This window comes from Metabacillus sp. KUDC1714 (assembly GCF_014217835.1).
In the GTDB taxonomy this organism is placed as follows: Bacteria; Bacillota; Bacilli; order Bacillales; family Bacillaceae; genus Metabacillus; species Metabacillus rhizosphaerae.
In genome coordinates, this window is sequence record NZ_CP055263.1 from 5689164 (window position 1) to 5703515 (window position 14352).

Below are 14352 nucleotides of genomic sequence, written 5' to 3' on the forward strand. Positions count from 1 at the left end.
TCAAAGCCTTTCTTCTATATAATCTTCTATTTTTTTTACGACATCGTGTATAGACAAAGCTGTAGTGTCAATTTCGATTGCATCCTCCGCTTTTCTTAAAGGTGCAACTTCTCTCTCAGAGTCTAGTTTGTCTCGATTGGCAATTTCAAGTTTAAGTTGTTCAAAATCAGATATATAACCTTTTTTTTGATTTTCTTCATGACGTCTTTTTGCTCTTTCCTCAACAGTTGCTCGTAAAAAAATTTTCAACTCAGCGTTAGGTAATACATGAGTTCCGATATCACGTCCATCCATTACTACGCCACCTGTTTTTGCCAATAACCGCTGACGTTTTAGCATCTCGTCTCTTACCTTAGGGTGCATAGCCACAATTGACACATTATTTGTCACTTCATTTGACCGAATGATTTCCGTAACATTATCTTCATTGACCAATACGATTTGACCATCTTCTGATGGCTGTAGTTCAATAATAATGGTAGAAAGAACGTCTGCTACCTTTTCTTCATCTTTTAGATCAATGTTTTCTTGCAATGCTTTGTATGTCAAAGCACGATACATTGCACCAGTATCTATATAAATGTATGAATAATGCTCAGCAATTATTTTTGCTACCGTACTTTTACCAGCAGCAGCTGGTCCATCAATTGCGATTGAAATTTTCTGTTCCATATTTCCTCCAAATAGGTTTTTAGTCTAGTAGTTTTGATGTCATTAAGTTGCCAAAGGAGAACGCATTTGGTTGATGCATTAATAATGCCATAGATACAGCATGCCAAATAAATGAAGCAGGTCAAATCCCCACCTGCATCATTTTCTATTGACTAAATGTTTCCAGCCATTCTGTAATCGTAATTTTATTTACCCCTTCATATTGAACAACACGAGAAAGGTATGGTTGAATGGTCGATTGTTGGATCAATAGTTGCGCACATACTAATGCTACAAATTGAATGACAATTAATTTGATTAAAATACGTTCAAACCGTTTCATTGCTTCAACTCCGGTATTTTTTAAAAATGCATCTAGCGTATGCGTAACAGTTTAACATCCAGCTCCAGCACTAAAGTAGAAATGAACTTTACACTTCTTATACATTAAGCCAACATCGAATTACTATCACTCTTCGTGTTTCTTTGCCACACTTAACGAGCAGTAAATGATACCTGCCCTTAAAAGTCCGATAAGTCTCGCTTTATCTCATTCGAGTGCTACAGTTCATATGTCGCTAAACTGGCGCTTGCACTTTTAATTATAGTATGCATAAAAATACCAAAATTTATTCTGTAATAAGTCCTTTTCTACGCAGTTGAATTTGTTGCTGAAAGCAAAAACGAATCAATGTTTGTTGAGTGGCATCATCGATTTCTAAAAACTGTAGCGGTGCTTTTAAAAATAACTCATTTTCAGCAGGAATAAAACGGATAATTTTAGCATTTAGTTTTATATATTCAATTGATTCATTTTGAAATGGCAGGGAAAACCATACAACTATCTCTTGACCTTGCTTCAACTTTGTAGATTTTGGAAGAAGGATCGCTGAGCCTCCAGCACTTATATCTGTTGTAACAGCAATTATAGGTTGAAATTCATCTTGCTTAGGATGAATTGCCACATCTACTGAAGTATCAACCCTTACAAATTCTCTCCTTTGAATCCGAATTAACATGTTGTCACCAGGATATGTAATAGAAATCATTGGAATGTTTTCCTTTACACGTCCAGTAACCTCTGTTTGAAAATGAAACGCATTATGATCCTTATTAACAAAAGAAGCGATAAGCTCTGTACCGAGCATCAAATAGGCCGAACGACCTGTAATTGCATTAATTGGATAATCGATATATAGTTGATTTCCTTTTCTTTCGACTAGCTTACACTTTAGTCTTTCGCCATTACCATCTGATGTTTCTAAATTTATGACATCCCCAATTTTAAGCACAAATATCACTCTTTCTGAATACACTCTCATTCTTATTAAAGCATGGACCATTCCGATGCGCAAGAGTACAAACTTCAGAAAATAGCTAAGTGTGTTAAAACGAAAGAGGATACCCTAAAAAATAAAACAATTAGGATATCCTTTAAAATATTCTCATTCTATTTTAATAATAATACAGTATATACAACCTAATATTCTTATCAACTCAATTGAAAAAATAAAGAATATTTATTAAGATTTCACTTTGATTTTTTTAAAGTTCTTAAACTTCTTGGAAGATTGGTTCTGGATTTTTCAATTTCTCAATTTTTTCTTCCATACCGTTTTCTGCATCAATGAAAATTCGATATGTGTCAGCATTAATTGTTCCTAGGAACTCATAGCATAGTACTTCTTGCCCTAATTCATTTATTATTATGGCTAATCTATCTTGTTGTACTTCTAAACTTGGATTTAACCTTTTAGCAGCTTCTTCTTTAGAAATATTTGGTTTTGGTATTTCCCTTTTTTTATGTGCAGCTAAATAATCACGTGCAGAAAGACCTATGACCTGACCATCATCTAAAGCAACCTTCATTCGTATTGAATCTGGGTAGATTCTCACACCATCTACAATTGATACGAAAGAAAAGACCCCGATATTATCATACTGTGCGCTTTCAAATAGATCAAGATCTTCAAAACCATGATCATTTAAGAATTCTCTGGCATTATTAGAGGCTTCATTAAGACTAATAACATTTTCTTTAATGTCGCGATTTTGCACTAAATAAACGGGATGCCCACCTTTTTTCGTTAAGTCCATATCGATATCCGTATTATTCTCTTTGTCGTGCATAGAAACACTATAGAAACCAAATGATGAGCCTTCGCCATTTTCTGTTACCTTCAAATCTGTCACTTTGTTTTGGACAAAGGTTTTTGCGATTTTTATTGCTGTTTCTTTACTTATTTCTTTCCCCTCTAACTTATCAAAACCTTCTCCTGTTTTATTCATTGACGTAAAACTTGCACCAAAATCAGACTCTGAATATGCCTCTACATTTTTTTCGACTGTTTTAAAACCATCAATGATTGTGTTATCTGCTTGCTTTTGTCCAGAAGCTAAAGCTAATTCAACATCCATCCAGCGTAAATTGTTTTCAATGACTAAGTGTTGAACATTTCGAAGTTCATTTTGAATATCTTCAGATTTCGTGTACATTGTCTTTAGCTTTTTATACTCTTCATCTGTTAACGGTTCTTTCTCTAAATCACGAACAGCTGCTCGATAAGTAAAATCACTTATTCCAGCTAAAAGTTCTTCAGTTTTATTAAAAGGCAATAATGTTAAAGGAAGTTGTCCTACATCTGACTGTGCTTCAGATGTTATTCTCCACACGTCTGCAAGTGCAGGTGATAAAGATTGTTTTGAATTCATAGCTAAAGTTGCTCCAATACGATCATGCAATTGGTCCACTCGATATGTTAAATCATGAAAGGCTCGCTGATAATTATTCTCTGCTTGAATCAGCACTGCGTTTTTTTCTTGGTGTTCTTTGTACCCCCAATAACCGGAACCAATAACTGCAATTGATAAAATACCAATAAAGATTCCACGTATCATGCTTCATCACCCTTTCTATTCACAGAAAATATGCTTTCCAATCCGTTTAATTTGTGGTCTGCCCCAAATCCATGAACTAGTTGCTGTATCAGGGTTAAAATAATAAATGGCTCCTTCAGTTGGATCAAACCCATTAATTGCATCTAACACAGCCTTCTTAGCTTGTTCATTAGGTGTGAGCCAAATTTGCCCATCTGCGACTGCAGTAAAAGCTCGAGGCTCAAAGATAACACCTGCTACTGTATTAGGGAATGTAGCACTGTTAACACGATTTAAAATAACAGCTGCAACTGCTACCTGTCCGATGTACGGTTCACCCCTGGACTCCCCATATACCGCATTTGACATTAATTGAATATCATTTTGTGAATAACCACCTGGTAAATTAACTGCAGTTGACTCCTTTTGTTCTTTGTTTTGAGTTGCTTTATTTTGTGCTTCCTGATTCTGTTGTGCCTGTTGCTTTTGCTGTGCTTGCTGATTCTGTTGTGCTTGCTGTTTTTGTTGTTCTTGCTGATTCTGCTGAGCTTGCTGCTTTTGTTGTGCTTGCTGATTCTGTTGAGCTTGCTGTTTTTGTTGTTCTTGCTGATTCTGCTGAGCTTGCTGCTTTTGTTGTGCTTGCTGATTCTGTTGAGCTTGCTGTTTTTGTTGTGCTTGCTGATTCTGTTGAGCTTGCTGTTTTTGTTGTTCTTGCTGATTCTGTTGAGCTTGCTGTTTTTGTTGTTCTTGCTGATTCTGTTGAGCTTGCTGTTTTTGTTGTTCTTGCTGTTTTTGCTGGGCTTGCTGATTCTGCTGGGCTTGCTGTTCTTTTGCTTGTGCTTTGTATTTTTGCTCACGCTGTTGTTTTCTTTGTTCTGCTATTTGTCTTGCCTTTTGTATCTGTTGTTCACTAGGCGCAGTCTGTTGAGCTAATGGGACCCCACCATAGTGTGTGAATTTTTTCCCTTCATTAATTTGTTTATAAACAAAATCTTTATAGAACTTGGTAGAATTTCTTAGCATATCCTTCGTTTTTTGACCAACTAGGCCATCAACTTCATCTAAACCAAACATATGCTGAAAATTTCGTACTGCCCAATACGTACTCCATCCATAAACTCCATCAATAGTTCCATGGTAATACCCGTTATATTGAAGTCTTGACTGCAATTCAATAACATCACTACCCGTTGCACCTCTTTGAATAGTTTGTTCTGAAAAAGCATGTGCCTCTGGGACATGTATTGAAAAAAATTGAAATGTGACGGATGTAAAAGTTACTACTGCTACCATCAACATTATGCGCATGTTTTTCATGTTGCTGCCTCCTCAAGTAGATGTAAATGCTTAAACGTATTTTTTGTAGTCTTTGGTATTTTATTCATACTAAATTATGTGACAACCAATTTAAACAATTCATGGCATTATGAACAATTAATACTTGATTTAGTTTTATGGATGAAAATCGGTTGGAAAGTTAATAAAATAACGACAAAAAAAGCTGCACTAGGGCAGCTTAGAATCAATTATCTTCACTCTTGCTTTTTTAGCTTTATGTAACGCGAACCACCATAGAAATAGCATAAACGGAAGCATGATATAGCGCCAATTCATATAGCTTAATAAAATAGAATCATACATAGAATGTAGTAAGATTGGGATTATGCAAGAAAACAAAATCCACTTTGTTCGATTATCACCAATTGAGAATTTACCTTTTCCTAAATAATAACCCATTAAGACACCAAATAAGGCGTGACTTGAAACAGGTAAAATTGCCCGACCAAAGGCGTACTCAACTCCATTCGCAAATAAATAGACGATATTTTCTAATGTAGCAAATCCTAGTGAGACAGATACACCATATACGATCCCATCATAATGTTCATTGAAATGGACGTGCTGATAGATTGTAAAGAACAAGATGAACCATTTAAAAAATTCTTCAAGAAACCCAACTGCAACAAACGTATATAGGATTTTAGATGGAAAAACTGATTCAGTTTCTAAAACATATTGAATAAACATAATTGGAAAAACAAGCAGTGCCCCGAAAATAAACGAACGTAGCACCATATAAATAGGCTCAGATTCGTATTGATCTTTCAAATAAAAATAGCATAATAAAGCAAGACCTGGGGCGATGCCCGCAGAAATAATCGCAATCATTCACAGGCCTCTTTTCTAAATGAAAATCTTTCGATTAAACTAGCATTAATAAACCTTAAATCAAATATATACATATCGAAATGATTTATGTATAAGTAATAATAAATAGGATTAAAAACGAATTTTCTATAGACGATTCACTTTTTTAATCGTATCATGTTATCGTAAAATTGAAAATGACTAAACGTCATTTAAACAGAACATTTATTCTAGCACATACATGGAGGATTCAACGATGAAAAATATACTATTAATTCATACAGGCGGGACAATTTCTATGAAAGAAGATGAAAAGACTGGTGAAGTAAAGCCTGGTGAAAAAAATCCTCTCGTCGATCATATTAAAGAAGTTCCTGATATTAATATAATATCAACAGAGCTATTCCATTTACCATCACCACATATTACGCCAATTAACATGCTGCAAATTAAAAATTATATTGAAGAAAATAGAAAGAATCATAATCTCGATGGAGTTGTTATTACGCACGGCACAGATACACTAGAAGAAACTGCATTTTTTCTTGATGTGACATTATCATTACCTATTCCAATTGTTTTAACTGGAGCGATGAGATCAAGTAATGAATTAGGATCTGATGGGTTGTACAATCTTTTATCTTCATTAAAGGTTGCAATATCCGAAAACGCTAAGAATATGGGTGTTCTTGTCGTTATGAATGATGAAATACACACAGCAAAAAATGTAACAAAAACACACACTAGCAATGTTGCAACCTTCCAAAGTCCACAATACGGCCCAATTGGAATTGTAAATAAGGGTGGTGTGTTTTTCCACCACAAACCAGTAATCAACAAACCATTACATGTTGCTAATCTTGATAAAAACGTACTTTTACTTAAAGCTTTTGCTGGAATGGATGATTCTCTTTTCCATGCAATTGACCTGTTACAACTTGATGGGCTGGTTATTGAGGCATTAGGACAAGGAAATTTACCACCAATGCTCCTTCCTAGCTTGAAAAATTTATTAAATAAAGGTGTACCAATAGTTCTTGTATCCCGCTGCTTTAATGGTATTGTTCAAGATATTTACGGTTATGAAGGCGGAGGCAGACACCTGAGGGAACTCGGAATGATTTTTAGCAATGGTTTAAATGGTCAAAAGGCTAGACTAAAGCTGATGATCGCATTAGAAACAACAACTGATCGTAAAGAACTAGAAAAGATATTTTCGATATAAATCGTCGGTTAAAATGGTGAATATTGCAAAAGTGAGAGGTGCGCAACATGCATCTCTCACTTTTTCTCTTAGTTTCTTTGTTGAATTGCACTGTAGATAAGTTGACCATGAAAACGTCCATTTTCAATAAATATTTCGTTTGCATTATTTCCTGCTGCAATAACACCAGCAATAAAAATACCTTCAATATTAGTTTCCATCGTTTCAGAATTATAGGTTGGCCTACCAGTCTCTCGATCGATCGATACACCCATTTTTGTTAAAAACTGATGGTCGGGATGATAGCCTGTCATAGCAAAAACAAAATCATTTTTTATTTCTTTTGTTTGTCCATTGACTTGAAATTTTAATGAATGTTCACTTATTTCAGTAACATTCGCTTGAAATTCCATCGTAATTGTACCATTTCGAACAAGTGCTTCGAATTCTGGTAAAATCCACGGCTTAATACTAGGCGAATATTCATTTCCTCGATATAGCACAGTAACCCTTGCACCTGCTTTTACTAGCTCTAAAGCCGCATCAACACTTGAATTTTTCCCACCAATAACAACAACATCTTTATTAAAATAGGGATGTCCTTCTTTAAAATAATGAAATACCTTCGGTAAATCCTCACCAGGGATATTCATATAATTGGGATGGTCATAATAGCCTGTCGCAATTATGATATTTTTTGCTTCATAAACCTCTTTATCGGTATAAACGATAAAGTATTTACCCTTTTTTTCAACACTTTCGACGGTTTCAAACGAATGAATGCGAATCTCTTTTCTACGTACCACTTCCCGATAATAGGCTAATGCCTGGTTTCGAAATGGCTTTCGATTTTCTGTAATAAATGGGACATCACCTATTTCAAGTTTCTCACTTGAACTAAAAAACGTTTGATGTGTAGGATAATTGTAAATAGCATTTACAATATTTCCTTTTTCAATCACTAGAGGCTTTTTCTCTGTTTGTTCTAAAGCGATCGCAGCAGATAGACCACAAGGGCCCCCACCGACAATTATAGTATCTTCCTTAATCACAATTCCCCACTCCTGTATTATTTATAATTATTTTAATTTTTATATATTATGAAACTCCTTAAGCTAAGAAATTACCTCTAAGTAAAATTTCCGATCCAATCAACAAAGTGCAAAAATCAACAGTGAGCTTAAATAGAGCCTACAAAAAAAATCTCCTATCAAACATGATAGGAGATTTTTCAATCTGTTGCAAATAGAAAACCTTAGATCCAGCCTCTGAATCTAGAAGCCTCTGCCATTTTTCTCACACCAACCATATAGGCAGCTAAGCGCATGTCAACTCTTCGATTTTGGCTTGTATCATAAATATTATTAAACGATTTCACCATTACAGTTTCTAGCTTTTCTTCCACTTCTTCTTCAGTCCAATAGTAGCCCTGGTTATTTTGAACCCACTCAAAATAAGAAACTGTTACGCCACCAGCACTTGCTAAAACGTCTGGGACTAAAAGAATACCACGTTCAGAAAGGATTCTAGTCCCTTCCAATGTTGTTGGCCCATTTGCAGCCTCTACAACAATGCTTGCTCTAATATTCCCAGCATTTTCTTCAGTTATCTGATTCTCGATTGCTGCTGGTACAAGAATATCACAATCAAGTTCAAGTAATTCTTTATTTGTAATTGTATCATTAAACAGCTTTGTTACTGTACCAAAGCTATCACGACGATCAAGTAAATAATCAATATCTAAACCATTAGGATCATGTAGTCCACCATAAGCATCAGAAATCCCAACTATTTTCGCTCCAGCATCATGCATGAATTTCGAAAGGAAACTTCCAGCGTTACCAAAGCCTTGTACAACAACTCTCGCACCCTCAAGCTTTATACCCTTCTTCTTTGCTGCTTCACGAATACAGATTGTAACTCCTTTTGCCGTTGCAGATTCACGTCCATGTGAACCACCTAAGACTAAAGGCTTTCCAGTTATAAATCCAGGAGAGTTAAATTCATCAATTCGGCTGTATTCATCCATCATCCAAGCCATAATTTGAGAATTAGTAAAAACATCAGGAGCAGGAATATCTTTAGTCGGACCTACAATCTGACTAATCGCACGAACATAGCCACGACTTAATCTCTCTAGTTCTCTAAACGACATATCTCTTGGATCACAAACAATTCCACCCTTACCTCCACCATATGGAAGATCAACAATTCCACATTTCAAACTCATCCATATGGAAAGAGCTTTCACTTCTTTTTCTGTTACATTTGGATGAAATCTAATTCCACCTTTTGTTGGACCGACTGCATCATTATGTTGTGCACGATAGCCAGTAAAGATTTTGACTGAACCATCATCCATGCGAACGGGAATTTTTACTGTCATCAATCTAATTGGTTCTTTTAATAATTCGTATACTTCTTCAGGATACCCTAGTTTTTCAAGAGCATTATGTATCACCGTTTGTGTGGATTTCAACACATCAAGTTTATCATTTTTAGCACCGGTGTTTTTCTCGGCTACCATTTAAGCTAACCTCCTAAATCTTATCAGTAAATGAAAGAATGTCCACCTTTCAGACATTAGTATACACTTTAAAAATGTTTATGCAAAGAAGAAAAATCATAATTATAAGATTTTCATTTCATTGCGTAAACGATTTCAATATTAACTAGATTAACGTATGTAGATTTTGACCATTTAGTTTATTATAACTAGAATTCAGTAACTTATTATATCTTTTCCACACTACTTTAAAAACGAAAAAAACGACATATTTTTTTATATGTCGTTTTTTAATAGTTTGAAATAATTCACTAAGAAGCCTTTATCGACGCAATCCTTAAAGAGGATTTTTTCATTTTTGTTCTTTGCTCTTATTCCAAAAATGATAATAGATTTGTTGAATCGCATTATCTTCCATTATGATTTTACCGTATTCTTTTAATCTATGGACGGTTAAGGTCGAAGGACTTCCATATTCAGCTAATATCGAGACTAAGTCATCAAGTTCAATTTGCTGATCGTCACTTAAGAGTAAGTAATAACGTTCTTGAAAAAATATGATCATACCTTCAAAAACATTTTGCTGATATAGACAATTTGAAAGTTGAATGATATCTTCAAATGATTCATATTCATAGATAACGTCAAAGCTTTCATCTAATTTAACTTGCATTTCTATATAATCATCAGAAAAATCATCATCAATCTCGTCGTTTTCTTGACTATTTGTGACAATAACAACCATCCCTTGAGCATGAAGTGAATACACTTCGACAGCTATAGGTCCATGCGCCTCAAAGCCCAATTCCACGCTTGCTTCATTCATCATATCCCTAAATAATTGATGAACTTTTAAAGAGTCTTTCCAGAGATCTTCTTTCGTTAGTCCTCTGTCTTTCAAATCATCTGTTGTTAAGAAAATTTTTATCTTATCATAGTTCAGTCGCTCTAGCCGCATCCCATACCCTCCTGCCGTCAGAACGCTCTATATACAATCATAATATGATTTTTATATGAGATGGTTCTAATATTTTTTAACAGTTTACACTCTGTACATAATTAAGACAAGTTTAAAATCTTGATTTTAATGCCCTAATTTTTCCTTCAACCATTTTTCCCATTGTTGTTTACTTTGACCTAACAGATGTTTATCATACTGAGCATTCATTGTTTTACTAAAAGCTTTTCCGTATAAACCAATTTGTAATTGCTTATATTTTGAAGAAAGAGTTTCAACAAGATCCAAGGTTTTTTTCGCATTTCCGTCTGAATCACATGATAAAAACAGAAACCTTGGTTTGACTTTTTCTAGGACAATTTCGAAATCATCATCTACAAGACACGCTCCTATGTATATTACTTCAAATCCCATAATCCGCAAAAACACAGTAAAGGTTAGCAATCCTAGTTCATATGATTCTTCTGGACCACAGACAGCAACTACCTTAGGCAACAATCCAATTCCTGGTAGTGTATGCAAAATCATCCCGATGCGCGACCGTAAAAACGAAAAAGCAAATTGTTTTTGAGGAGTTGTTATGTTGCCTTCTCTTATTTGATCGTCAATTTTCACGAGTAATTCCCCTAGCATTTCGATAACAACTTTATCAACAGTATATAGACTAAAAGCCTTATTTAAACGTTCATTAGCTTGGTTTTCATCGAAATTCAGAAGTGATTGAAGGAGCTTGTCCATGAGTTCCACAGATAGATCTGCTTCCTCTACTCTAGTCCCAATCTCAATATCGTGATGTAATGGTGCTAGACTATTCTCTAACAAATTGACAGCCTGACTTATCGTAAACCCTTTATTCACTTTATCAATTAACCATTTTAACGTACTAATGTGCTCTTCAGTATATAAACGATGACCTGACTCGTTTCGTTTAGGTGCGATCATTTTATAGCGCCGTTCCCATGCTCTTAGAGTACCCGCTTGGATACCGAGTAGAGTAGTAACAGCTTTTATATTATACTTGCCTTCTTGCTTAGACATAGTAAATCCCCCAAAAAGTGAAAACCCTTTATAAAATTATATCGAATCCTTTACCACATGTAAAATTAAGTCAAGCTATAGAATAGACCATGCTGTATGTAAGCATGGTCTATTCTATCATATCAATAAATTGTCCTATTCATTATGTAAACTAGTATGCTTCAATTGGATAAAATGTGCTTCAGCAGGAGCACCTAGTCTAAGTGGAATCCCTGATGTTCCGTATCCATTACTAATTAAAAGTGAAGCCTTTTTTAGATTGTGAAGTTTCCCCTTTTCATATAATCCTAAACCAAATATACGGATTTGACCACCATGTGTATGCCCACTTAAGATTAATGATATGTTGTCTGCCTTCTTTAACTTGTGATAAATATCTGGGTTATGACTAATTAATAGTCTAAAGTCACCTTCTGGTAAATGATCCAATGTTATATCAAGTCTATCTCTGTCCTCACTCATATCCTCTACTCCTAACAAAATCAGTTTTTCACCAGTGTTTGAAGTTATGGTGGCAGACGAATTATTTAGTATCGTAACACCATGTTTTGTTAAAAGGTATTCAAGCTTGTCTTTTCCTACTTCATAATCGTTATTGCCCAATACAAAATAAATTGGCGCAATCTTTTTTAATACATTTAAATTTTTCTCAACTTTCTGAAAAGGTACACCTGCTTCAGTTAAATCTCCACCTATCACAACAAGATTAATTGAATCCGGAACCATTTCTAACATTTTTTTAGAAATGGTTCTTCTATGAATATCAGAAATAAAAAATATCCTGAATGTGTCGAAACTTTTTGGAAATTCATCAAATAAAAGCGTATGTTTTGTTAAACGATTTTCCTTCGCTTTGAACAGCATGATTATAATTAATGCAAAAAGTATGAAACAAAAGACAAAAATGATTTTTATTAGCAAGGAAAACACCTCAGCATTCTGTATACAATAAAAGAGATAAATATTAATCATTGAATGATTGTAAAGATGGATTATAACATAAAATAACAGTGAACGAAAAAACCCTTCCATTCTACTTTATGAAAAGAAGGGGTAGGCTTATGAGTTGTAAAATCTGACTGTCTATCTTTTTTCTAGATACTTTTGAACCATTTCATTTACTTTCATGAAACAAATTTATATCAAATTCATTCTTCATCATTGAAAAAACTTCATGGCGTTTTTCCCATTGTATAGGTTGTGGCCATAATTCTGTGCTTTTTCTTATTACTTCACATCTTAGATTATGATATTCCGTTTCAGCTTTTTCTTCTTTCTTTTTATAAAACTGTGCTGTTGCATACCCACCCACGATTAGTAAGACAACCAATATGTGATAAGTACCATCAAACAATGTATGAAATATCACCTCCAGTTGACCACCTGTAGGTTTGATAATAAATGCATATAAGTAGACAATAAATCCCATTAATAAGATAAAGGTGATGAATTGTGCCTGAAAGCATTTATTTTTATATGTTTCAAGCTTTTTTTTGCGCTCAACTAGATGATGAAGCATTTTCTTTGTTGGTTCGTCAGTATGACCATTCAGCAGTTGAATCCTCGTTTCTATATTAACCACTTCCTCTCATACAACGGTTCTTATTGTTACTACATTGTATGAAGTCGTCCACATATATATGAATAGGTTCCTTTTAAAAAAACTAACAAAGAATAGCTATTTTATAGGTATTTTCAAAATTTGCCCCTCATAAATATTATTTGCCTCTATCCCATTATATTGACGAATAATCTCTTCTCCGGAACGACTCTTATAATACTTAATCGCAATTTTAAAAAGAGTCTCATCGGCAGCAACTTTGTGTGTTTTTATTTCAGTATAGTCGGTCTCATCAGATTGAACGGTATCTGAATCATTTGTAGGTTTTTCCGTAGCACTATCTGTATTATCTTGATTTTTCTGGTTTGAGTAATCCTTTTCAGTTGAATCGGCCTCGGTAGCGCTAGTTGTTCCACTATCATTATCATTGGTTTCATTTCCATCTACAGGCTCAGCTTCTACTTCCTCCTCAGATGAATCGCTATCCAATTCTATACCCACGCTATCCTGTTCCTCTTCTGATTCTTCTCCTCTAGCAATATAAACCGTTTCGTTCCCTGAGGAATTTTTGCTAGTTACAGACTGATCTCCATTGCTACCGAAGTATAAATAAATTGGTAGTGCGATTAAAACCAAAATGAAAAACACGGTTAGAATACTTATTAATGGATATTTCATTTTTGGATTTTTCTTTTTTTGCTTATCTTTATGAACTTCACCACGTGGTGGATAATCTCCATGTATTTCTTTATAATCATCAATCATTTTTTCACGTAAATATTCCGCTTGGTCAGGGCGTTTATCATATTCACTCATTTGTTTCTTTCACCCCTTTTGATAAATTGCAACCTAATTTGAATTGCAAACACTAAATCAATTAAAAAATGAGCAATAATTGTTGTATATAAAGTTTCAGTCATTTCATATACAATACCTAACAGAAAACTAATTGTAACGACCATTGTAAATAAGAGCCATTTTGACAAATAACGAAAATGCAAAATAGCAAATATTAGACTTGCAGTCCATATTCCAAAATGTGTTTGTAACACACCACGAAATAAAATTTCCTCAGAAATCGCAATTAACGCAGTCAAAACAAATATATGTGGAATAGATCTTTTTTCGAAAATTTTTTCATTAATACCACCATCATCAGTTAAACGAGATGGCGCTACTTTCATTATTATAAAATCTACAATGATAACAATTAATGCTAAACCTATGCCATATATGACAAATAAATAATTTTTGATTACCCACAAATCAAGATATTGCTCAATCTGATCAAATAAAAAGAACCCTAATGCAATAGCAATGAAAAGTAGTAAAAATTGTGTAAAGTATAAATTTTGAACAATTTGTTTATCTGTTAGTTGTTTAATTAGTTCATTTTGCTTTTTCAACAA

15 protein-coding genes are annotated in these 14352 nt (G+C 34.2%); 1 reads left to right on the forward strand and 14 read right to left on the reverse strand.

Features of this window, described 5'->3' with window-relative positions:
- The 6 genes from cmk to prsW all read right to left on the reverse strand — a co-directional run bounded on the left by cmk (window position 1) and on the right by prsW (window position 5697).
- On the reverse strand, window positions 1-672 hold the full coding sequence (cmk, locus tag HUW50_RS26405) for a (d)CMP kinase (RefSeq protein ID WP_066332052.1): 672 nt from the start codon (window positions 670-672) through the stop codon (window positions 1-3).
- Window positions 673-817: 145 nt separating this feature from the next.
- On the reverse strand, window positions 818-994 hold the full coding sequence (locus tag HUW50_RS26410) for a YpfB family protein (protein ID WP_185653532.1): 177 nt from the start codon (window positions 992-994) through the stop codon (window positions 818-820).
- A gap of 286 nt (window positions 995-1280) precedes the next feature.
- Complete coding sequence (locus tag HUW50_RS26415) at window positions 1281-1943, reverse strand: flagellar brake protein (RefSeq protein WP_066332061.1); 663 nt, start codon at window positions 1941-1943, stop codon at window positions 1281-1283.
- 262 nt (window positions 1944-2205) lie between these two features.
- On the reverse strand, window positions 2206-3549 hold the full coding sequence (ypeB, locus tag HUW50_RS26420) for a germination protein YpeB (RefSeq protein WP_185653533.1): 1344 nt from the start codon (window positions 3547-3549) through the stop codon (window positions 2206-2208).
- 15 nt (window positions 3550-3564) lie between these two features.
- Window positions 3565-4845, reverse strand: coding sequence for a spore cortex-lytic enzyme (gene sleB, locus HUW50_RS26425; RefSeq protein ID WP_185653534.1), 1281 nt, complete (start codon window positions 4843-4845; stop codon window positions 3565-3567).
- Window positions 4846-5034: 189 nt separating this feature from the next.
- Window positions 5035-5697 carry a glutamic-type intramembrane protease PrsW gene (gene prsW, locus HUW50_RS26430; RefSeq protein WP_066329991.1) on the reverse strand — a complete coding sequence of 221 codons (663 nt, stop codon included), beginning with the start codon at window positions 5695-5697 and terminating at the stop codon, window positions 5035-5037.
- 235 nt (window positions 5698-5932) lie between these two features.
- Between prsW and HUW50_RS26435 the strand changes: the two genes are divergently transcribed.
- A complete protein-coding gene (locus HUW50_RS26435) occupies window positions 5933-6901 on the forward strand; it encodes an asparaginase (RefSeq protein WP_185653535.1) in 969 nt (322 codons plus the stop codon).
- Between the two features lie 68 nt (window positions 6902-6969).
- Here HUW50_RS26435 and HUW50_RS26440 read toward each other — a convergent pair whose 3' ends face one another.
- The 8 genes from HUW50_RS26440 to HUW50_RS26475 all read right to left on the reverse strand — a co-directional run bounded on the left by HUW50_RS26440 (window position 6970) and on the right by HUW50_RS26475 (window position 14352).
- Window positions 6970-7932: a YpdA family putative bacillithiol disulfide reductase gene (locus HUW50_RS26440; RefSeq protein ID WP_066329999.1), complete on the reverse strand. Its 963-nt coding sequence runs from the start codon at window positions 7930-7932 to the stop codon at window positions 6970-6972.
- A gap of 203 nt (window positions 7933-8135) precedes the next feature.
- A complete protein-coding gene (locus HUW50_RS26445) occupies window positions 8136-9407 on the reverse strand; it encodes a Glu/Leu/Phe/Val family dehydrogenase (protein WP_066330001.1) in 1272 nt (423 codons plus the stop codon).
- 331 nt (window positions 9408-9738) lie between these two features.
- A complete protein-coding gene (locus HUW50_RS26450; protein ID WP_066330003.1) occupies window positions 9739-10344 on the reverse strand; it encodes a genetic competence negative regulator in 606 nt (201 codons plus the stop codon).
- A gap of 126 nt (window positions 10345-10470) precedes the next feature.
- Entirely contained in the window at window positions 10471-11382 is a 912-nt protein-coding gene (locus HUW50_RS26455) for a MerR family transcriptional regulator (protein ID WP_185653536.1), read from the reverse strand.
- A gap of 135 nt (window positions 11383-11517) precedes the next feature.
- A complete protein-coding gene (locus tag HUW50_RS26460; protein ID WP_260445627.1) occupies window positions 11518-12312 on the reverse strand; it encodes a metallophosphoesterase in 795 nt (264 codons plus the stop codon).
- 184 nt (window positions 12313-12496) lie between these two features.
- Window positions 12497-12964, reverse strand: coding sequence for a DUF2663 family protein (locus tag HUW50_RS26465; protein WP_185653537.1), 468 nt, complete (start codon window positions 12962-12964; stop codon window positions 12497-12499).
- 96 nt (window positions 12965-13060) lie between these two features.
- Window positions 13061-13759: a LysM peptidoglycan-binding domain-containing protein gene (locus HUW50_RS26470; RefSeq protein ID WP_066330007.1), complete on the reverse strand. Its 699-nt coding sequence runs from the start codon at window positions 13757-13759 to the stop codon at window positions 13061-13063.
- Window positions 13756-14352, reverse strand: a complete 597-nt coding sequence (locus tag HUW50_RS26475; protein WP_260445628.1) for a CPBP family intramembrane glutamic endopeptidase — start codon at window positions 14350-14352, stop codon at window positions 13756-13758. Before HUW50_RS26475 ends, HUW50_RS26470 begins: the two co-directional genes overlap by 4 nt.